At 64.9% G+C, this 19322-nt stretch carries 21 protein-coding genes; 18 read left to right on the top strand and 3 right to left on the bottom strand.

Going from position 1 to position 19322, the window contains the following annotated elements; all coding sequences use genetic code 11:
- The first annotated feature begins 4 nt into the window (after positions 1-4).
- The 7 genes from WCY17_RS10495 to cysM all read left to right on the top strand — a co-directional run bounded on the left by WCY17_RS10495 (position 5) and on the right by cysM (position 5550).
- Entirely contained in the window at positions 5-349 is a 345-nt protein-coding gene (locus WCY17_RS10495) for an integration host factor subunit beta (RefSeq protein WP_372702144.1), read from the top strand.
- Positions 350-499: 150 nt separating this feature from the next.
- Positions 500-847, top strand: coding sequence for a lipopolysaccharide assembly LapA domain-containing protein (locus tag WCY17_RS10490; RefSeq protein WP_372702143.1), 348 nt, complete (start codon positions 500-502; stop codon positions 845-847).
- Positions 848-859: 12 nt separating this feature from the next.
- Positions 860-2068, top strand: coding sequence for a lipopolysaccharide assembly protein LapB (lapB, locus tag WCY17_RS10485; RefSeq protein ID WP_372702133.1), 1209 nt, complete (start codon positions 860-862; stop codon positions 2066-2068).
- Positions 2069-2076: 8 nt separating this feature from the next.
- Positions 2077-3012, top strand: coding sequence for a D-glycero-beta-D-manno-heptose-7-phosphate kinase (gene rfaE1 / locus WCY17_RS10480; RefSeq protein WP_372702142.1), 936 nt, complete (start codon positions 2077-2079; stop codon positions 3010-3012).
- Positions 3009-4025, top strand: a complete 1017-nt coding sequence (gene rfaD, locus WCY17_RS10475) for an ADP-glyceromanno-heptose 6-epimerase (RefSeq protein ID WP_372702132.1) — start codon at positions 3009-3011, stop codon at positions 4023-4025. The genes rfaE1 and rfaD overlap by 4 nt, the downstream gene beginning before the upstream one ends.
- 88 nt (positions 4026-4113) lie before the next feature.
- Positions 4114-4560: a ComEA family DNA-binding protein gene (locus tag WCY17_RS10470; RefSeq protein WP_372702131.1), complete on the top strand. Its 447-nt coding sequence runs from the start codon at positions 4114-4116 to the stop codon at positions 4558-4560.
- An 81-nt stretch (positions 4561-4641) separates the two neighbouring features.
- Complete coding sequence (gene cysM, locus WCY17_RS10465) at positions 4642-5550, top strand: cysteine synthase CysM (RefSeq protein WP_372702130.1); 909 nt, start codon at positions 4642-4644, stop codon at positions 5548-5550.
- Between the two features lie 3 nt (positions 5551-5553).
- Here cysM and mltB read toward each other — a convergent pair whose 3' ends face one another.
- The gene (gene mltB, locus WCY17_RS10460; protein ID WP_372702129.1) at positions 5554-6702 is read right to left on the bottom strand and encodes a lytic murein transglycosylase B; all 1149 of its coding nucleotides are present in this window, start codon (positions 6700-6702) and stop codon (positions 5554-5556) included.
- 10 nt (positions 6703-6712) lie between these two features.
- Here mltB and WCY17_RS10455 point away from each other — a divergent pair, with 10 nt between their 5' ends.
- The 7 genes from WCY17_RS10455 (at position 6713) to WCY17_RS10425 (ending at position 13180) form a co-directional block, all read left to right on the top strand.
- On the top strand, positions 6713-7636 hold the full coding sequence (locus WCY17_RS10455) for a histone deacetylase family protein (RefSeq protein WP_372702128.1): 924 nt from the start codon (positions 6713-6715) through the stop codon (positions 7634-7636).
- 70 nt (positions 7637-7706) lie between these two features.
- On the top strand, positions 7707-8456 hold the full coding sequence (locus WCY17_RS10450) for an electron transfer flavoprotein subunit beta/FixA family protein (protein WP_372702127.1): 750 nt from the start codon (positions 7707-7709) through the stop codon (positions 8454-8456).
- Positions 8457-9386, top strand: a complete 930-nt coding sequence (locus WCY17_RS10445) for an electron transfer flavoprotein subunit alpha/FixB family protein (RefSeq protein ID WP_372702126.1) — start codon at positions 8457-8459, stop codon at positions 9384-9386.
- A gap of 51 nt (positions 9387-9437) precedes the next feature.
- Positions 9438-11219 carry an acyl-CoA dehydrogenase gene (locus WCY17_RS10440; RefSeq protein WP_372702125.1) on the top strand — a complete coding sequence of 594 codons (1782 nt, stop codon included), beginning with the start codon at positions 9438-9440 and terminating at the stop codon, positions 11217-11219.
- A gap of 136 nt (positions 11220-11355) precedes the next feature.
- A complete protein-coding gene (locus tag WCY17_RS10435; protein WP_372702124.1) occupies positions 11356-11589 on the top strand; it encodes a hypothetical protein in 234 nt (77 codons plus the stop codon).
- A 257-nt stretch (positions 11590-11846) separates the two neighbouring features.
- Positions 11847-12218, top strand: coding sequence for a 50S ribosomal protein L19 (gene rplS / locus WCY17_RS10430; protein ID WP_372702123.1), 372 nt, complete (start codon positions 11847-11849; stop codon positions 12216-12218).
- A 77-nt stretch (positions 12219-12295) separates the two neighbouring features.
- Positions 12296-13180 carry a CoA pyrophosphatase gene (locus tag WCY17_RS10425; RefSeq protein WP_372702122.1) on the top strand — a complete coding sequence of 295 codons (885 nt, stop codon included), beginning with the start codon at positions 12296-12298 and terminating at the stop codon, positions 13178-13180.
- Positions 13181-13187: 7 nt separating this feature from the next.
- Here WCY17_RS10425 and rsgA read toward each other — a convergent pair whose 3' ends face one another.
- Both rsgA and WCY17_RS10415 read right to left on the bottom strand, forming a co-directional pair.
- The gene (gene rsgA, locus WCY17_RS10420) at positions 13188-14087 is read right to left on the bottom strand and encodes a ribosome small subunit-dependent GTPase A (RefSeq protein WP_372702121.1); all 900 of its coding nucleotides are present in this window, start codon (positions 14085-14087) and stop codon (positions 13188-13190) included.
- On the bottom strand, positions 14080-15324 hold the full coding sequence (locus tag WCY17_RS10415; RefSeq protein WP_372702120.1) for a M48 family metallopeptidase: 1245 nt from the start codon (positions 15322-15324) through the stop codon (positions 14080-14082). Before WCY17_RS10415 ends, rsgA begins: the two co-directional genes overlap by 8 nt.
- A gap of 54 nt (positions 15325-15378) precedes the next feature.
- Here WCY17_RS10415 and orn point away from each other — a divergent pair, with 54 nt between their 5' ends.
- The 4 genes from orn to uvrC all read left to right on the top strand — a co-directional run bounded on the left by orn (position 15379) and on the right by uvrC (position 19308).
- Positions 15379-15924: an oligoribonuclease gene (orn, locus tag WCY17_RS10410; RefSeq protein ID WP_372702119.1), complete on the top strand. Its 546-nt coding sequence runs from the start codon at positions 15379-15381 to the stop codon at positions 15922-15924.
- A gap of 66 nt (positions 15925-15990) precedes the next feature.
- Positions 15991-16467, top strand: coding sequence for a holo-ACP synthase (acpS, locus tag WCY17_RS10405; protein WP_372702118.1), 477 nt, complete (start codon positions 15991-15993; stop codon positions 16465-16467).
- Positions 16464-17519 carry a beta-N-acetylhexosaminidase gene (gene nagZ, locus WCY17_RS10400; RefSeq protein WP_372702117.1) on the top strand — a complete coding sequence of 352 codons (1056 nt, stop codon included), beginning with the start codon at positions 16464-16466 and terminating at the stop codon, positions 17517-17519. Before acpS ends, nagZ begins: the two co-directional genes overlap by 4 nt.
- Positions 17476-19308, top strand: a complete 1833-nt coding sequence (gene uvrC / locus WCY17_RS10395; RefSeq protein ID WP_372702116.1) for an excinuclease ABC subunit UvrC — start codon at positions 17476-17478, stop codon at positions 19306-19308. Before nagZ ends, uvrC begins: the two co-directional genes overlap by 44 nt.
- Positions 19309-19322: the final 14 nt, after the last annotated feature.

Raw genomic sequence — 19322 nt, 5'->3', positions numbered from 1 at the left:
GGGCCTGACCAAGTCCGAACTCATCGCGACGCTGGCCGAGCGTCATGCGCAGTTGTCGATTCGCGATATGGATCTGGCGGTGCGCACGGTGCTCGATGCAATGGCCCTGGCATTGGCTCAGGGCCAACGCATCGAAATCCGCGGGTTTGGCAGTTTTTCGCTTTCGAATCGGCAGCCGCGTCTGGGGCGCAACCCCCGTTCGGGTGAACTCGTGCAGGTCCCGGCCAAGCGGGTACCCCACTTCAAGCCCGGTAAAGAACTGCGCGAGAAGGTCGATCAGGCCCCTGACGATCCGCCCGCCGGCCCGAAGCAGGCTGTCCTGTTCGACCGCAAGGTGGGCGGATACTAGCCTGCCGACGCGTACCGGAAACCGGCTGCATGCGCCCGCTGGCCGCACCGACGGGTGGGGGCACGCAGCCGGCTGTGTCGGCGGGCGACTGCGCCAGCCGGGGTGCCTTTCCCCTTACAATGGCACGATCATCTCATGGAGCTCAGTCTCATGCGCTATCTGGTCTGGATTCTGCGCCTGGTCGTTTTCGTCATCGTGTTGCTGTTCGCGCTCAAGAATACCGGCCCGGTCGACGTTGGCTTTTTTGCCGATCAGGTGATTCCTCAGGTGCCTCTCATCGTGGTCATGCTGTCGGCGTTTGTCCTGGGGGTGCTGTTCGGTCTGCTCATGGCGGCCATGGCGCTGCTGCGCAGGCGCCGTGAAGTGCATCGCCTGCGTCGTGAGGCGGCCCGTTTGCGCGCAGAACTGTCCGGCCGGCCCGCAGCGGGTGCAGCGTCCTCCGAGCCGGTGTCGGCGGCCAGCCTGTCCGAAACGGCAACACCCCTGGCACCGCTCTGATCGGAGGTCGATTTGGATTTCGAGCCCTGGTGGCTGATTTTCGTGCCCGTGCTGTTCGGGCTGGGCTGGCTCGCCGCGCGGTTCGACTTTCGCCAGATGCTGTCCGAGACCCGCAACCTGCCGGATTCCTATTTCAAGGGGTTGAATTTCCTGCTCAACGAGCAGCCCGATCGGGCGATCGATGCCTTCATCGAGGTGGCCAAGCTGGACCCCGAAACGACCGAACTGCATTTTGCACTGGGCAGCCTGTTTCGGCGCCGGGGTGAAATCGAGCGCGCGATCCGCGTGCACCAGAGCCTGCTGTCCCGAGAAGATCTGCCGCTGGGCGAGCGTGAGAACGCCCAGCTCGAACTGGCGCGTGATTTTCTCAAGGCGGGCATGTTCGACCGGGCTGAAATGGGTTTTGAAGCCGTGCTGCCCACGCGCCACGCCCTGGATGCCCTGCGGGCCCTGATCCGCATCCACGAGTCCGAACACAACTGGCCGCGCGCGATCGAAGCGGTGCAGCAACTGCATGCACGGGTGCAAGAGCCCGTGCCGCAACTGGCGCATTACCACTGCGAGCAGGCCTGTGTCTTCCTCGAGGCGCACCCTGCGCTGATCGATGAGGCAGACCGGGCACTGGATGCGGCCGAGAACGCCGCTCGTCAAACGGGGGGCAGTCCGGCCTCCGTGGCCCGCATTCACATGCTGCGGGCCGAATGGGCCGTGGCACAGGGCGATCTGGAAGGGCAGAGGGCCAGCCTTTCGGCAGTGCTGGATCGTGCGCCGGAATTCGCCGGCCTGATCGCCCAGCCGCTGCTGGAATGCTTCACGGCCCTGGGGCGTGCCCAGGAAGGGCTGGAACTGCTGCTGCTGCAGTACAGGGCACAGCCAACACTGGATTTGTTCAACGTGGTATTTCGGGCCTTGCGCACGCAGCAGGGGCCTGCCCGGGCCTGGGTCTTCGCGCGCGAGGTCCTGCGCGCGCACCCGTCGCTGCTCGGCCTGGACCGCCTGCTCGAGGTCGAACTGGCCCAGGGCGAATCGGCCACGTCCGATGGGCTCGTGCCTGGCGCCGATCTGGGCTTGTTGCGCAGTCTGATCCACAAGCACAGCCAGCGTCTCGATCGTTACGCCTGCAGCCAATGCGGGTTCGAGGCACGACGCTTCTATTGGCAGTGTCCTGGCTGCAATGTCTGGGAAACCTACCGCCCGCGCCGACTCGAAGAACTCCAATGAACCCTGTTTTGCGTCCCTTTCCGCTCGAACGCGCGCGCGCTGCCCGGATTCTGGTCATGGGTGACATCATGCTCGACCGCTACTGGTTCGGCGAAGTCGAGCGCATCTCCCCCGAAGCGCCGGTGCCCGTGGTGCGAGTCGCCCGGCGCGAGGACCGCCTGGGGGGGGCGGCCAACGTGGCGCGCAACGTCGCTGCGCTGGGTGCGCAGGTGTCCCTGCTGGGTATCGTGGGCGCCGATGAACCGGGTGCGCGGGTGCGGGCCATGTTGCGCGAAGCCGGCGTTCACGACAGTGTGCTCGAAGATCCGCAGGGTATGGAAACGACACTGAAAATGCGGGTTCTGGGCCGCCAGCAGCAGATGCTGCGGGTGGATTTCGAGCAGGGGCCCAGCGCGACGGCACTCGATGCCATGCAGGAAAGCCTGCGCCCGGTGCTCGAGCAGGTGGATCTTCTGGTCCTGTCCGATTACGCCAAGGGCACGCTGGCCCGGGTCGAATCGGTGATTGCCCTGGCCAGGGCGCAAGGCGTACCGGTGCTGGTCGATCCCAAAGGGGATCGGTATCCCCGCTATCGGGGTGCCGCCATGGTCACCCCGAACCAGAGCGAGATGCGCGATGCCGTGGGGCGCTGGGAATCCGAGGGCGATCTCACCCGGCGCGCCCAGTCCCTGCGCGGCCAGTTGGGGCTCGAGGCCCTGCTGATCACCCGTTCGGAGCAGGGCATGACACTCTATACCGCGGCCGGGCGCACACACGTGGATGCCCAGGCGCACGAAGTCTTCGATGTCTCCGGGGCCGGCGACACGGTATTGGCCACCGTGGCCGTGACCCGGGCTGCGGGGCTGGGCTGGCCCGAGGCCGTGGCATGGGCCAATCGTGCCGGCGGCATCGTGGTGGGCAAGCTGGGGACGTCCATTGTGACAGCAGAGGAGTTGGCATCATGATCATCGTGACCGGAGCCGCGGGCTTCATAGGCAGCAATCTGGTGCGTGGCCTGAACGCGCGTGGGTTTGACGACATCCTGGCGGTGGATGACCTGACCGATGGCGACAAGTTTCTGAATCTTGCGGCGGGTCACATCAGCGACTATCTCCACAAAGACGAGTTCCGTCAGCGCGTGCATGCCGGAACCTTGCCCCGGCCGGCAGCCGTGTTCCATCAGGGGGCCTGTTCGGATACGACCGAGCGCAACGGGCACTTCATGATGGACAACAATTACCGCGTCACGCTCGAACTGTTCGAGTACTGCCAGCGGCATGCGGTCCCGTTCATCTACGCCTCATCGGCTGCGGTCTACGGCGCCGGGCCCGGGTACCGTGAAGACCCTGGCTGCGAGAAGCCGCTCAACGTCTATGGGTATTCCAAGCTGTTGTTCGACCAGGTGTTGCGTCGCCGCCTGGGCAGCTTGCGGGCGCCGGCCGTGGGCCTGCGCTACTTCAATGTGTATGGTCCGAACGAACAGCACAAGGGACGCATGGCCTCGGTGGCCTTCCACAACATGAACCAGTACGTGGCCCAGGGGCAGGTGCGCCTGTTCGGGGGCTGGGATGGTTACGCCGACGGTGGCCAGCAGCGGGACTTCATCCACGTCGATGACGTGGTGCGCGTGAATCTCCATTTTCTCGACCATCCAGAGCATTCCGGGGTCTTCAATTGCGGCACGGGCCGTGCCCAGGATTTCAACGACGTGGCCAGCACGGTCGTCAATGCGCTGCGCCGGCACCAGGGCCTGGAGGCATTGAGTCTTGCCGAGATGGTGGCGGGCGGGCAACTGCAGTACGTCGAGTTTCCCGAAGACCTCAAGGGGCGCTATCAGAGTCACACCTGTGCCGATATCCGGCGCTTGCGTGCCACGGGCCATGAGGCCGGGTTCATGGATGTGCAGACCGGGGTGGCGCGCTACGTGGATGCATTGCTGGCGCGTGGCCAGCTGTGTGCGGATCCTGCCGCGCCGTAGTTGTACCTTGTGCCAAAGCCGTTGCAGGGGGCGGCTGCCGTCGGGCATGCGCTGGCATGATGATCGGACCTTTCAACAGGAGACGATCATGAATCCCTTTCTGCATGACACCGTGGCCAGGCCGCTCGAGAATCCGGTGTTCCGCGCCAGCGGCATGCGCACTGCGCGTCGCATCAGATCCCGCAGTGCCTGCATGGCGGCCGGCCTGGCTGCATTGGCCTGGTCTGCATGTGCGCTGGCCACAGACCTGAACTCGGCCACCCTGGACGAGTTGCGCGCCATCCGTGGCATTGGCCCCAAGACGGCGCAGATCATTCTCGAAGAACGTCAACGGGGCGGCCAGTTCGATTCTTTCGATGATCTTTCCGACCGGGTCAAGGGCATTGGCCCGCGCCGCGCGCGGGCGCTGCAGGCCGCCGGCCTGAGCATCGGCCCGACGGGCCCTGCTGCCGGCCAGGCCGGGGTGCCTGGCGCTGCGGGTGTTTCTGCACCGGGCACTTCGGGTACGGCCATGCGGGCGCCCGCTGGTCGTTGAAACCCGGCGTGGCCAGGCCCGGTGCCGTGCGTGCACGCACGCCGGGCCGCATGCACTGCGGCGCGGTGTATGATCTGGTGCATGGATACCTATCTCACCATCGAAGACATCATCGGGCACACACCGCTGGTGCGCCTGCAAAGGCTGCCGGGCCGGGCAGCCACGGAGCACGGCAATGTGGTGCTGGCCAAGCTCGAAGGCAACAATCCTGCGGGTTCGGTCAAGGACCGGGCGGCCATGTACATGATCCAGGGTGCCGAAAAACGCGGTGAAATCCGCCCGGGCGATACGCTCATCGAAGCCACCAGCGGCAACACCGGCATCGCACTGGCCATGGCCGCGGCGGTGCGCGGCTACCGCATGATCCTCATCATGCCCGACAACTCCTCACAAGAGCGCTGCGATGCCATGCGCGCCTATGGGGCCGAACTCATACTGACCCCCGCCGATCAGGGGGGTATGGAACTCGCACGCGACACCGCCTTGCGCATGCAGTCCGAAGGCCGGGGCCGGGTGCTCGACCAATTTTCCAACGCGGACAATCCACGGGCCCATCGTGAAACCACCGGGCCCGAGATCTGGCAGCAAACCGGCGGGCGCATTACGCATTTTGTCAGTGCCATGGGCACCACCGGCACCATCATGGGGGTGGGGGCCTATCTGCGCGAGCAGAACGCCGCCATCCGCATCATCGGCGCCCAGCCAGCCGAAGGGGCGCACATACCGGGCATCCGCAAGTGGCCCGAAGCCTACCAGCCCAGCATCTACGAGCCCGCCGCAGTCGATGCCTTCGAGCCCATCACCCAGGATCAGGCCGAAACCATGGCTCGCCGCCTAGCCATCGAAGAAGGCATTTTCGGCGGGATTTCTTCAGCCGGTGCTGCTGTGGCCGCGTTGCGTGTTGCGCAACAGGTGCGCGATGCCACCATCGTCTTCATTGTCTGTGATCGCGGCGACCGCTACCTGTCCACGGGTGTGTTCGGCGCCTAGGTATCACATGCGCCGGCTGATTTCTGTGGCCAGATCGGCCACCGAAGCCGCGTAGAAATAACTGCGGTTGTACTGGGTGATCGCAAAGAAATTGGGCGTGGCACAGCGCACATCGTGCGTACCGCGGATTTCGTCGCGCAGGTTCACGATCCCCAGGGGGTAGGCTTCCCAGGCGGTTGCCGAGCCCGGCCGGATCTTCGCGCCCAATGCCTGCAGGGCTGCCCAGTCGGTTTCCGGAACCAGGCTTTCCTGGGCCTGGCGCTGCGCGCCCTGCGGCAAGTCCACCGGCGCGAAGACGGGCAAGCCCCTGATCCAGCCATGCATGTCCAGAAAACGCGCGACCGAGGCAATGGCATCCGCAGTGCTGCCGTGCAGGTCGATGCGGCCATCGCCATCGCCGTCGGCGGCGTAGCGCATCAGGCTGCCGGGCATGAATTGCGCCAGGCCCATGGCGCCCGCAAACGAACCATGCACCGAGCGGGCATCCAGCAGGCCCTGGACATGCAGTTCGAGCAAGTCGGCCAGCTGGTTGCGAAACAGGGCCTGGCGTTCGGGGCGCTGCGGGTCGGGATAGCGGAATCCAAGGGTCGCCAGCGTATCGAGCACCTTGTGATCGCCCATGTACTGGCCATACACGGTCTCTATGCCGATGATGGCCACAATGATGGCCGCCGGTACACCGGTGCGCGCGCTGGCACGATCCAGCTCGGCCTGATGGGCCTGCCAGAACTCGACCCCCCTGCGGATGCGGATGGGGTCCACGTGGCGTGTCCTGTAGCTCTGCCAGGCGCGCCGTATCCGCCGGCCCTGCGGTGGTGGTGCCATGAGCCGGATGGCGGTGGCATTGAGGCGTGCCTCTTTGAGCAGGGCCTCGACGCTGGCCATGGGGAGCCCGCGGTCCTGGGATACGTCGCGTGCAAAGGCCGCCAGTTCGGGCAGCAGATCCCCATCCGGGCCTACGAAATCGCCCTGGCTTGACGCAAGGGCAGGTGCGCCTCTGTTAGAATCAAATGTTTGGTATTTTTTGCTTGCCGGTTGGGCTGCGCCGGTGGGCTGTCCACCTGCGGGCGCATCGCCGCCGTGGCTGGTGGCACAGCCCGCCAGTACGAACAACAAGGCGATGAATTGCACATTGCGGGTTGGTCTGAGCATATTGGCCTTCATGGAGACACTGTATATTACCCATCCCACTTGCAGGCTGCATGAAATGGGAGACTGGCATCCCGAGTCGCCCAGGCGCCTGGATGCCATCGCCGATCAGCTGGTGGCCAGCGGCCTGATGGATTTCCTTCGGCATGTCGATGCCCGCGAAGCCTCTGCGGCCGATGTGCTCCGGGTGCATGGGTCCGATTACCTGGGCTATCTTCAGCAGCGCAGCCCCGCTCATGGCTACTATCCCATTGATGCCGATACGCTGATGAACCCCCATACCCTGTCCGCTGCCCGGGCCGCCGCGGGTGCCGGCCTGACCGCAGTCGACGAGATCGTGGCGGGCCATGCACGTACGGCGTTCTGTGCGGTGCGTCCACCGGGGCACCATGCCCGCCCGGGGCAGGCCATGGGGTTCTGCTTCTTCAACAATATCGCGGTGGCTGCGCGCCATGCACTCGAGCATCATGGCCTGTCGCGTGTGGCCATCGTGGACTTCGACGTGCATCATGGCAATGGCACCGAAGAAGTTTTCCTGCACGATTCGCGGGTGCTGATGTGCAGTTTCTACCAGCACCCGCTGTTTCCGGATCTGCATGCCGAGAATCCGGGGCCCAACATGGTGAACATTCCGGTGCCTGCCTATTCGGGCGGGGATGTCATCCGGGCGCTGGTGGCCGATCACTGGCTGCCGGCCCTGTCTGCGTTCGAGCCACAATTGATCCTGGTTTCGGCCGGGTTCGACGCGCATCGCGAAGACGACATGGGCGGCCTCATGCTGGTCGAATCCGATTATGCCTGGATCACTGCGCAACTGGTCCGGATTGCCGGGCAGTATGCGGGCGGGCGTATCATCAGTTTTCTCGAGGGCGGTTATGACTGTTCCGCCCTGGGCCGCAGCGTAGTGGCCCATCTCAAGGTTCTGGGGGGCTACTGATGCAGCAGCTTGCACTGCAGCAGGGGCTCGCCGGCCTGTTCTGTTTCATTTCCATTCTGGAGGTTGCTCGATGAAGGTCTTGGTGCCCGTCAAGCGCGTGGTTGACTTCAACGTCAAGGTGCGCGTCAAATCAGATCACACAGGGGTGGACATCGCCAATGTCAAGATGTCCATGAACCCATTCGATGAAATCGCCATCGAAGAGGCGGTCCGGCTCAAGGAGAAAGGCATTGCCACCGAGGTCGTGGCGGTGTCCTGTGGTGTGGCGCAATGCCAGGAGACCTTGCGCACGGCCATGGCCATTGGCGCCGATCGGGGCATCCTGGTGCAATCCGAGGCCGAGCTCCAGCCGCTGGCCGTCGCCAAGCTGCTGGCCGCGCTGGCCGCGAAAGAAGCGCCGCAACTCGTGGTGCTGGGCAAGCAGGCGATCGACGACGACGCCAGCCAGACCGGCCAGATGCTGGCGGCCCTGCTGGGTTGGCCCCAGGCCACGAATGCCAGCCAGGTCGAAGTGTCGGGTGATCGTGTCAAGGTCACCCGGGAAATCGACGGCGGGCTGGAAACCCTGGATCTGTCGCTGCCGGCGGTGATCACGGTCGACCTGCGCCTGAACGAGCCCCGCTATGTCACGCTGCCCAACATCATGAAGGCAAAGAAAAAGACACTGGATGCGGTCTCGCCCGAAGACCTGGGGGTGGATGTCACGCCGCGCCTGAAGACGCTCGAGGTCACCGAGCCACCCGCACGCAAGGGGGGGGTCATGGTGCCCGATGTGGCGACGCTGGTCGACAAACTCAAGAACGAAGCAAAGGTGGTCTGAATGAGCATTCTGGTTATAGCTGAACACGACAACGCCCAACTGGGGGCCGCTACGCTCTGCGCCGTTGCGGCAGCCGCCCAGATGGGTGAAGACATCCACGTGCTGGTGGCCGGTTCAGGGTCACAGGCCGTGGCCGAACAGGCGGCCCAGGCGGCATCCGTTGCCAAGGTCCTGCACGCCGACGGGCCCGCGCTCGAACATGCCCTGGCTGAAAACCTGTCAGCCCAGGTCCTGGCCATTGCACAGGGGTACAGCCACATCGTTTTCCCGGCCACCGTCTCGGGCAAGAACGTGGCCCCGCGTGTGGCGGCCAGGCTCGATGTGGCCCAGGTCTCCGACATCATCGAGGTCAAGGCGGCGGATACCTTCACACGGCCGATCTACGCCGGTAACGCACTGGCGACGGTGCAGACGGCCGATGCCGTCAAGGTGATCACGGTGCGCACCACGGCGTTTGATCCCGTCGCGTCCAGTGGGGGCCAGGCGGCGATCGTTCCGGTTGACGCGGTCGCCGACAGCGGGCAATCGGCTTTCGTGGGCAGCGAAGTGCACAAGAGTGACCGGCCCGAACTGGCCTCGGCTTCGGTGATCGTTTCGGGTGGCCGCGCGCTGGGCAGCGCTGAAAACTTCAAGATGCTCGAAGCGCTGGCCGACAAGCTGGGCGCCGCACTGGGTGCCTCGCGCGCGGCTGTCGATGCCGGCTATGCGCCCAACGACTGGCAAGTGGGGCAAACGGGCAAGATCGTGGCGCCCCAGCTGTATATTGCGGTGGGTATTTCCGGGGCCATCCAGCACCTGGCCGGCATGAAGGATTCCAAGGTCATCGTGGCCATCAACAAGGATGCCGATGCGCCCATTTTCAGCATTGCCGACTATGGCCTGGCCGCGGATCTCTTCGAGGTGATTCCCGAACTGACCAAGGCGCTCTGAGGCCGCCGGCCCCGATACCGCTCATTCTGTGTCCATCATGAGGACGATGTCATGACCTATCAGGTTCCCTTGCAGGATATCCACTTTGTCCTGCATTCCCTGGCCGACCTGCCCGGGGCCCTGTCCCTGCCCGGCTTCGAAGAGGTATCCGAAGATCTGGTCCAGGCCGTACTCGAGGAGAATGCCCGTTTCGTCGAGCAGGAGATCGCCCCGCTGAATCGCGTGGGGGATCTGCATCCGGCGCACTGCGAAGCGGGCCGGGTCACGACATCACCGGGTTTCAGGGCGGCTTTCGCCGCCTATGCCCAGGGTGGCTGGCAGGGCCTGCCTCACGATGTGCAGTATGGCGGCCAGGGCCTGCCCCACATGGTGGCCGCAGCGGCCGCCGAAAACCTCAACGCAGCCAACCTGGCCTTTGCCCTGTGCCCGATGCTCACCGATGGCGTCATCGAGGCCCTGTCGCTGGTCGGTTCGCCCGAACAGCAGGCCTTGTTCATTCCGCCGCTCATCCAGGGCCGCTGGACGGGCACCATGAATCTCACCGAGCCCCAGGCGGGCTCTGATCTGGCGCTCGTGAATACACGCGCTGCGCGTGCGCCCGACGGCAGCTACCGACTGACCGGCCAGAAGATCTTCATCACCTGGGGGGATCATGACGTAGCCGAGAACATCATCCATCTGGTGCTGGCGCGCACCCCGGATGCGCCAGCCGGGGTGAAAGGGATTTCGCTGTTCATCGTGCCCAAGTTTCTGGTCGGCTCCGATGGTTCGCTGGGGGCGCGCAACGATCTCGTCTGTGCCTCGCTCGAGCACAAGCTGGGCATTCACGGCAGCCCGACCGCGGTCCTGCTGTATGGCGCCGACGCCGAGCACACCGGTGGCGCAGTGGGCTACCTGGTGGGTGAAGAAAACCGCGGGCTCGAATACATGTTCATCATGATGAACGCCGCCCGGTTTGCCGTCGGCATCCAGGGCGTTGCCGTGGCCGAGCGCGCGCTGCAGCACGCGGCCGCGTATGCGGCCGAGCGCATTCAGGGCCGTCCCCCCGAAGGGTCTGCAGGCCCCGTGCCCATCGAGCGGCATCCCGATGTGGCCCGCATGCTGGCCATCATGCGTGGCCTGGCTGAAGGTACCCGGGCCGTTGCCTATGTGGCGGCCGGGCTGAATGATCGTGCACGCCACGCACCGGATCCCCGGACACGCGCCGAGTGCCGGGCGATCTACGAATACCTGGTGCCCATCGTGAAGGGCTACTCGACTGAATCGGCCGTCGAGGTGGCCTCGCTGGGGGTGCAGGTGCATGGCGGCATGGGGTATATCGAAGAAACCGGGGCGGCCCAGTACTATCGCGATGCCCGTATCCTGCCCATCTATGAGGGCACCACGGCGATACAGGCCAATGACTTCATCGGCCGCAAACTGGTACGCGATGGCGGTGCCGTCGCGCGCGGCCAGATTGCGGGGATGCGTGACACGGTTGCGGCCCTGCGGGCTGTCTCAGGGCCCCATGCCGCCGGGTTGCACCTGATCGCCCAGCGCCTCGAGGGCGCCGCCGCTGCCTATGACCAGGCCGTGGATTTTGTGCTGGGCACCGTGGGCGAAGATGTGCGGGCCGTTTTTGCCGGCAGCGTACCCTGTCTGATGCTGGCAGGTACTGCACACGCGGGCTGGCAGTTGGCCCGCGCTGCCCAGGTGGCTGCGCAGGTGCTGGCAGACACCCCGGATGACGCCTTCCATGCCCGAAAACTGCATACGGCGCAGGCCTATGCCATTCATGTGCTGCCGCGCGCGGCGGCATTGGCCTCGGCCATTGGGGACGGCCGGGCACTCTGACCCGGTGCTGTGGATGGCGCCCTGAGCAGCATTCAGGCAAGCCTTGCAAGATGCACTGTGTTTGTGTACAGTATGTGCTGTACACAAACACAGTGCTGTCGCCCCTGCAGGGCAGGCGGCTTGCAAGGGGGTATCCATGGTCAGGGCAGGCATCAGTCCGGTACGGTTTTCCAGGGCATCACCGGGGCCGTCCGCGCACGGCGGGGCACGGCAGCACCGCAGGCCCGCAAGGCATGCATCGGCGAAGGCCAGCGCGGCTGGGCGGTGGTGGCGCCTGGCGCGTCAGGGTCTGGCCGATGTCATCATGGTTCTGCTCTGGGCCGCCATGGTGCCGGCCACGCTGTGGCTCGGGGTGGCGGCCGGCTTCTAGCCGACCCGGCGGGCTCGGGCAGCGGCCCGGGTGGGCTCGGGCTGCCTCGGGGTGGCTTCGGGCTGCCGCTTGGGTGGGTTCAGGTTGCGCCTGGATGGGTTCAGGTTAGTGGCTGGGTGGCTTCGGGTTGGTGGCTGGGTGGGTGCAGGCTGCTGGGCCGGCCTGGTTTTGCGTGTATAATGCTTGGCTTTGCATCCTCTGGCCTGGCCATATCGTATCCAACAACGCCATCGGTCCAAGATGCCCTGGAGCCCATTGTGAATCTCATCGAAACGCTAGAGCAAGAAGAAATCGCCCGCCTCATGCAGGGGCGCAGCCTGCCGGATTTTGGCCCGGGTGATACCGTGGTCGTCAACGTCAACGTGGTCGAAGGTACGCGCAAGCGCGTGCAGGCGTACGAAGGCGTGGTCATCGGCCGCCGCAACCGTGGCCTGAACTCAGCCTTCACCGTACGCAAGATGTCATCCGGCGAATCGGTCGAACGCACGTTCCAGCTGTATTCGCCACAAATCGCCAGCATCGAGGTCAAGCGTCGCGGCGCGGTGCGGCGTGCTAAACTGTACTACCTGCGTAGCCGCACGGGTAAGTCAGCCCGCATCAAGGAAAAGCTGGTCCGCAAGGCCGTCTGATCCCGCTTGGGGCATTCGTGCACAAGGCACCCGTCAGGGTGCTTTTTGCGTTTTGCGGCCGTCTTTTTCAGGATGCCATGTCGCAGCTGATCCAGGCTCGTTCAGTCAGGCACGAGCACGGGTTCGACCCGGCCACACAGCCTGTGGTGCCCAGCAGCCCATTGCCCGCCCTGCCGCCTGCAAGCCTGCAATTGGAACACATTCGCCAGGCGTTCAAACGACCGGTGTCCTGGCAGATCGAACCATTGTTCAGCCGCGATTTCGATGTGTCCGGCGATGTCGGGCAGGCGGCTCGCCAGGCGGCGGTTCTGGTGCCCCTGGTGCCGCGCGTCGATGGCCTGCACGTCCTGCTGACCCGTCGGGCCGAACATCTGCATCACCATGCCGGGCAGGTCAGCTTTCCCGGGGGCTGCATCGAACCCACCGATCCGGGGCCCGTCGATGCGGCAATCCGTGAAACACGTGAGGAAATCGGCATCGAGCGTCAGTATGTGCGTGTCATGGGCGCCCAGCCCAGTCTGCTGACCACGACCCGGTTCCTCATGACACCCATCGTGGGCGAACTGCTGCCGGGCTTTCGGGTCATGCCCGATGCGTCAGAGGTTGCAGAGGTCTTCGAGGTGCCCTTGGCCGTGCTCATGGATCCGGCACGGCATGTGCTGCATCGCATGCAGGTGCAGTATGGCGAGGGCCGCTGCTACTACTCGATCCGCTGGGGCCCCCATTTCATTTGGGGCGCAACAGCCATGCTGATCCGTAATCTGTACCATTTTCTCGCGGCAGCCCAGGCTGGTCCAGGTCTTTCTGGCGCCAGCATCAACAGCCCAGGCAGCACCGGCCCCCAGGCCGCTGCGCAGCCCACCGGTCAGGCTCGGGTGCGGGCGCCCGCGGCAGGCGGTGGCTCGCTGTCAGGCCCTTCGGCTGTCGATCTTGCAGCAGGCCCGTGGCCGGGCCGCCAATAATCGCGTCTCAATAGCGTTCGCCCGCTGCGTTTTCCTCGAGAATGCGCAGATACAGGGCGTGCCGTTCTGGCGAAATGTCGCCCTGTGCGATGCCGGCCTGTACGGCGCAGCCTGGCTCGCGGTGGTGCCTGCAGTTCGCAAAGCGGCAATTCGCGGCCACTGCCGCAAGTTCCGGAAAGCCGCGTTCGACTTCATCCGCGCTGAGGTGCTGCAGGCCAAAGGCCTGGAAACCGGGCGAATCTATGAGGGTACCGCCCTGTGGCAAGGCGTGCAGACGCGTGTGGGTGGTGGTATGGCGCCCGGTGCCCAGCGCGGCTGACAGCGCCCCGGTGTGTGCCTGAGCGTTGGGTACCAGTGCGTTGAGCAGAGTCGATTTGCCCATCCCGCTTTGCCCCAGCAACAGGCTGCAGCGGTCCTTCAGGCGCGGGCCCAGGCTGTGTTGCACTGCAACCGGACTCAGCGCGCTGACTTCGATGATGGGCACACCCAGATCGGCGAAGCCCTGCAGGCGCGCGCGGGCCTGCTCCATGCCGGGCAGGTCGGCCTTGTTCAGCACGATGCATACGGGAACCCCCGCGCTGTCCGCCGCCACCAGCGCCCGACTGATGAGTTCGAGCGAGAATTCGGGCTCCGGGGCGATCACCAGAAGCAGTTGGTCGATATTGGCGGCGAACAGCTTGCTGCGGTTGGCATCGGAACGATAGAACAGGTTGCGACGCGGCATGACTTCGACAATCAGGCCTTCTTCGCCTTCGGGGCGCACCAGCACCCGGTCGCCCACCGCCAGGCCCGATTTCTTGCCACGCACATAGCAGTGCCGTATGGTGCCGTCGCCGTCCATCTCGACCCGGTAATGCCGCCCATGGGCGGCGATGATGCGCCCCTGGAGCAGAGCGGGTTCAGGCATCGTGCAGATGCGCAATGCGCACGGCAGCCGAAGGGTGGCTGTCGTACCAAGCGGAGTGCAGGGGATCGGGTGTCAGCGTGGCGGCATTGTCGTCATAGAGCTTGACCAGTGCATCGGCCAGTGGCTGGGCCCCGCACTGGGTCACGGCGTAGCGATCGGCCTGAAATTCGTCGCGGCGCGACAGGAGGCTGGCAATGGGTGTGACCCAGAAGGTGAACACCGGCAGGGTCAGCATGAACAGCAGCAGGGCGAGGCCGTCGTTGGGGCGGCCCAGTTGCGGAACCACACCCAGCTGCACATAGAACCAGGTCTGCGTGGACAGCCAGGCCAGGAGCTGGAGGAGAACCCCTGCGGCCACGAAATTCATGATGATGCGCCGCAAGACATGCCGGTGGGCGAAATGCCCCAGTTCATGGGCCAGCACGGCTTCCACCTCGTCGGTATTCAGGCGGGCCAGCAGGGTATCGAAGAATACGATGCGCCGGTGCCTGCCAAACCCCGTGAAATAGGCATTGCCGTGGGCCGATCTGCGCGAGCCGTCCATGACGAACAGCCCCTCGAGGCCAAAATGGCAGCGTTGCGCGAGCGCATGGATGCGCTCGCTCAGTTCGGGGTTGTCCAGCGGGGTGAACCGATTGAACCAGGGGGCGATGAAACCGGGATAGAGCCACAGCACCAGCAGGTTGAACCCTACCCAGACCCCCCAGGCCCACCAGGCCCAGTGCTGTGGACTGGCCTGCATCAACGACAGGATGGCCAGCAGCAGCGGAATGCCCAGAACCAGGGTGACCACCAGCATCTTCATGCCGTCGACCATGAACAGCCGTGGGGTCATGCGGTTGAAGCCGAACCGGGCCTCGAGCACAAAGGTTCGCCAGGCCGAGAATGCCAGACCGATGAGGCCCAGCAGCGCCAGCACGACCGCGATCAGCGCGGCCTGGCGCCAGAGTTCGGAATCGATCAGGCGCCCCGCGAGAATATCCAGCCACTGGAGCCCGCCCAGCAGTGTCAGCCCGAGCAGCACCAGCGCCTCGACGATGCGCTCTATGATGGTGAGGTGGCTGCGTGCCGCCGTATAGTCGGCTGCCCGCTGGTGGCTGTGCAGGCCGATGCGGTGCGCAAAGGCGTCAGGCACATGGTTGCGATGCGCCATCACGTGGCGGATCTGCCGCCGGGCCAGCCAGGTGCGCAAGGCAAGGTCACCCAGCAGGCAGGCAAGAAACAGGGCGGTCAGCATGCGGGTCGGGCCAATATGCGAAAATCAGGTCTTTGCAATCATGGATTATAGAGTATGGCCCAGCATGACCAGCGTCTGATCTGGCTCGATATGGAAATGTCGGGCCTGGATCCAGCCAGGGAGCGCATCCTGGAAATAGCCGTCATCGTGACCGAGCCCGACCTGACACTCGTGGCGCAGGCGCCTGTCCTGGTCATCCATCAGGCACCACCGGTGCTCGACGGGATGGACAAATGGAATCAGTCGACCCACGGCAAGAGTGGCCTGATCGATCGGGTCAGGGCCTCGACGCTCACGGAAGCGCAGGCCGAGGACATCCTGCTGCAGTTTCTCGAGCCCCTGGTGCCGGCCGGCAAATCACCCATGTGCGGCAACACGATTTGCCAGGATCGCCGCTTCATGGTGCGATACATGCCGCGGCTCGAGGCCTTCTTCCATTATCGCAACCTCGACGTGAGTACACTGAAGGAACTGTCCCTGCGCTGGAAGCCCGAGGTCTATCGCAGCTTCAACAAGGTGGGCAAGCACGAAGCGCTGGCCGACATCCAGGAATCCATCGATGAACTCAGGCATTATCGCGAGCATTTTCTGAAACTGTAGTCCTGGCGCGCACGGTGCGTTTCGTTCAGGCACCGGGCAACCGGACCCTTTTTTCCAGGAGGCCTTGTGTACGCACCCGGGATTGCCGGCATTGGCACCGACCTGCTCCAGGTCGCACGTATCGAGCGTGTCTATGCTCGTCATGGCAACCGCTTCGTCGAGCGCATTCTGGGCCCTGACGAGCAGGCTGTTCATGCGCGGCGCGCAGCACGCGATGCACGTCGCGGCATCCGCTATCTGGCCACGCGCTTTGCCGCCAAGGAAGCATTCTCGAAGGCCATCGGGCTGGGCATTCACATGCCCATGACCTGGTCGCGTGTGCAGATCCTCAATCGCAAGGGCGGCGCCCCCGAGATCCATCTGTCGGCCGAACTGGCGCTCTGGTATCGCGTGCGTTTTGGCCCGGCACATGTCTCGATGACCGACGAGGCCGACATGGTGGCCGCATTCGTGATCGTGGAGCAACAGGATCGATCCGCCGGGCTGGACACGCCGAATATGGGCGCGTCTGTCGGTCACGCGGCAAGGGGGCTGCTGCCATGAATGCGCCAGCGTCCAGGCTGTTGCCAGGCCCTGTCATGGTGGATGTGGCCGGGTTCGAGCTTGCATCCGCCGAAATCCGCCGCCTGATGCACCCGCAGGTCGGTGGCGTGATTCTCTTCACGCGCAATTTTGCCGATCGCAGTCAATTGAGCGAACTCTGCGAGAGCATTCACGCAGTGCGCGACGAACCCCTGCTGATCGCAGTGGACCATGAAGGCGGGCGGGTACAGCGTTTTCGCACCGATGGCTTCACCGCCATACCGCCCATGCGCAGCTTCGGCCGCTGGTACGGCCATGACCCCCAGGCTGCGCTGCACGCCCTGACCGAAGCCGGCTTCGTGCTGGCGAGCGAGCTGCGCGCCTGTGGGGTCGATTTCAGCTTCACCCCCGTTCTGGACCTGGATTACGGGCTCAGCCAGGTGATCGGTGACCGCGCCCTGCACGAAGAACCGGCCGTGGTGGCCATGCTGGCCCGTGCGCTGGTGCAGGGCCTGGGCCAGGCGGGCATGGGGGCCTGTGGCAAGCATTTCCCGGGGCATGGCGCAGTCGCTGCCGATTCGCATCTCGAAGTGCCGACAGACCGGCGCGCCCTGGAAGACATCATGTCCACCGATGCAGCGCCCTACGCGTGGCTGGGGGATCTGGTGCTGCCGGCCATCATGCCGGCGCACGTCATCTATCCGCAGGTGGCGCCAGAGCCCGCCGGGTTTTCACGGCGCTGGATCACGGATATCCTGCGCAATCGCCTGCAGTATGATGGGGTGGTGTTTTCCGATGATCTGACCATGGAAGGGGCCAGCGTGGCGGGTGACATCCACGCGCGCGCCCGGGCGGCGCTGCAGGCAGGCTGCGACATGGTGCTGGTGTGCAACCGGCCCGATCTGGCCGATGCGCTGCTCGAGGGTCTGGCGGGCCAGCCCGTGCAGATGGCATCGGTGAACCGCATCCGCCGCCTGCGCCCGGGCCGGCCAGCGCCTGGCTGGGCCGAACTCCTGTCCGATGCACGTTATGTCCGAGCCCGAAGCTTTCGATCTGAAGAATTTCCTGGCTGATCTGCCGCACCTGCCAGGTGTTTATCGGCATCTGGATGCGCAAGGCGAGGTTCTGTATGTGGGCAAGGCGCGCGACCTGAAACGCCGGGTCAGTTCGTACTTCCGCAAATCGGGCCATGGCCCGCGCATTGCCCACATGCTGGCGCGGGTGGTGCGCACCGAGATCACGGTCACGCGCACCGAGGCCGAAGCCCTGATCCTCGAAAACAATCTCATCAAGCGCCTTCGGCCCCGCTACAACATTCTCTTCCGGGACGACAAGTCCTATCCCTATCTGCATATCACCGACCACGAGGCCCCACGGCTGGTGTACTACCGTGGCAGCACCCGGGGCAAGGGGCATTTCTTCGGCCCGTATCCCAATTCATGGGCGGTGCGCGAAACCATACAGATCCTGCAGAAGGTCTTTCGCCTGCGCACCTGCGAGGACAGCGTGTACGCCCACCGGACACGCCCCTGTCTGCTGTACCAGATCGGCCGCTGTTCGGCGCCCTGCGTGGGCCTGATTTCGCTTGCAGACTACCAGGCCGACGTGCAGCGTGCGATCCGCTTCCTCGAGGGGCGCTCCGACGAAGTGATGCGCGATATCGAGACGCGCATGATGGCCGCCTCGGATCGTCAGGATTTCGAGCAGGCGGCGGTGCTGCGCGACCAGATGCGCGCCCTGGCCAAGGTGCTGCAGCAGCAGACCATGGAGCAGGTGGGCGAAGACAGCGTGGACATCATTGCGCTCGAACAGGCTGAAGGCCGCGTGTGCGTGAACCTGGCGATGGTTCGCAACGGGCGTCACCTGGGTGACAGGCCGCTGTTTCCCACCCAGGCACAGGATCAGGCGGCCGAAGACATCCTGGCGGCCTTCATTGCCCAGCACTATGCCGACAACCCTGCGCCTGCGGTGCTGGTCTGTTCGCATGCGGTTCCGGATGCCGATTTGCTGGCCATGCTGGCCGCCCAGCACGGCCACCCGGTGCGCGTGCTGACCCGCCCCCAGGGGACACGGCGCGCCTGGCTTGAGCAGGCGCGCCGCAACGCGCAGCGTGCCCTGGCCAATCGCCTGAGCGAGTCCAGCGCGCGTGAGGCGCGTACGCGCGCACTGGCCATAGAGCTGGATCTGGACACCGATGACGCGGCGCTGAACGCCCTGCACATCGAATGTTTCGATATCAGCCATACAGCCGGCGAAGCCACGCAGGCCTCCTGCGTCGTGTACCGCAACCACGACATGCAGCATTCGCTGTACCGCCGGTTCAACATCGCCGGCATCGAGCCGGGGGATGACTATGCCGCCATGCGGCAGGCGCTGACACGGCGTTTCGCGCAGGTGGCCGATGGCCAGATGCCGATGCCCGACGTGGTCCTGATCGACGGCGGCAAGGGGCAGGTTGAAGTGGCGCGCCAGGTGTTTGTCGAACTCGGCCTGGATATCGCCGTTCTGGTGGGCGTGGCCAAGGGCGATCATCGCCGGGTGGGGCTCGAGACCCTGGTGTTTGCCGATGGCCGTGCACCCGTGGCGCTCGGGGTCGAGTCCCCGGCGCTGATGCTGGTGGCCCAGGTGCGTGACGAGGCGCACCGTTTTGCCATCACGGGCATGCGGGCACGGCGGGCGCGGGCGCGCAACATATCACGTCTCGAAGAAATCGAAGGCATCGGCAAGCAGCGCCGACAGAAGCTGTTGGCGCGCTTTGGGGGCTTTTCGGGGGTGGTGGATGCCAGCATCGATGAACTGCGCAGTGTCGCCGGTATCTCGGATGAACTGGCCGGGCGCATCTACGATGCGCTGCATGAATGAACAGGGTAGTATGG

It is taken from the genome of Castellaniella sp. (genome assembly GCF_041677825.1).
Classification (GTDB): domain Bacteria; phylum Pseudomonadota; class Gammaproteobacteria; order Burkholderiales; family Burkholderiaceae_B; genus Castellaniella.
This window is presented reverse-complemented; position numbering and strand designations above follow the sequence as displayed.

Bases quoted from the DNA above. Each gene is read 5' to 3' on its own strand.
- WCY17_RS10445 (WP_372702126.1), top strand. From the start codon at position 8,457: ATGAGCATTCTGGTTATAGCTGAACACGACAACGCCCAACTGGGGGCC.
- WCY17_RS10415 (WP_372702120.1), bottom strand. From the start codon at position 15,324: ATGCTGACCGCCCTGTTTCTTGCCTGCCTGCTGGGTGACCTTGCCTTG.
- uvrC (WP_372702116.1), top strand. From the start codon at position 17,476: ATGTCCGAGCCCGAAGCTTTCGATCTGAAGAATTTCCTGGCTGATCTG.
- mltB (WP_372702129.1), bottom strand. From the start codon at position 6,702: ATGCTCAGACCAACCCGCAATGTGCAATTCATCGCCTTGTTGTTCGTA.
- WCY17_RS10455 (WP_372702128.1), top strand. From the start codon at position 6,713: ATGGAGACACTGTATATTACCCATCCCACTTGCAGGCTGCATGAAATG.
- rfaD (WP_372702132.1), top strand. From the start codon at position 3,009: ATGATCATCGTGACCGGAGCCGCGGGCTTCATAGGCAGCAATCTGGTG.
- WCY17_RS10440 (WP_372702125.1), top strand. From the start codon at position 9,438: ATGACCTATCAGGTTCCCTTGCAGGATATCCACTTTGTCCTGCATTCC.
- WCY17_RS10435 (WP_372702124.1), top strand. From the start codon at position 11,356: ATGGTCAGGGCAGGCATCAGTCCGGTACGGTTTTCCAGGGCATCACCG.
- rsgA (WP_372702121.1), bottom strand. From the start codon at position 14,087: ATGCCTGAACCCGCTCTGCTCCAGGGGCGCATCATCGCCGCCCATGGG.
- orn (WP_372702119.1), top strand. From the start codon at position 15,379: ATGGCCCAGCATGACCAGCGTCTGATCTGGCTCGATATGGAAATGTCG.
- WCY17_RS10470 (WP_372702131.1), top strand. From the start codon at position 4,114: ATGAATCCCTTTCTGCATGACACCGTGGCCAGGCCGCTCGAGAATCCG.
- WCY17_RS10425 (WP_372702122.1), top strand. From the start codon at position 12,296: ATGTCGCAGCTGATCCAGGCTCGTTCAGTCAGGCACGAGCACGGGTTC.
- WCY17_RS10450 (WP_372702127.1), top strand. From the start codon at position 7,707: ATGAAGGTCTTGGTGCCCGTCAAGCGCGTGGTTGACTTCAACGTCAAG.
- WCY17_RS10490 (WP_372702143.1), top strand. From the start codon at position 500: ATGCGCTATCTGGTCTGGATTCTGCGCCTGGTCGTTTTCGTCATCGTG.
- cysM (WP_372702130.1), top strand. From the start codon at position 4,642: ATGGATACCTATCTCACCATCGAAGACATCATCGGGCACACACCGCTG.
- nagZ (WP_372702117.1), top strand. From the start codon at position 16,464: ATGAATGCGCCAGCGTCCAGGCTGTTGCCAGGCCCTGTCATGGTGGAT.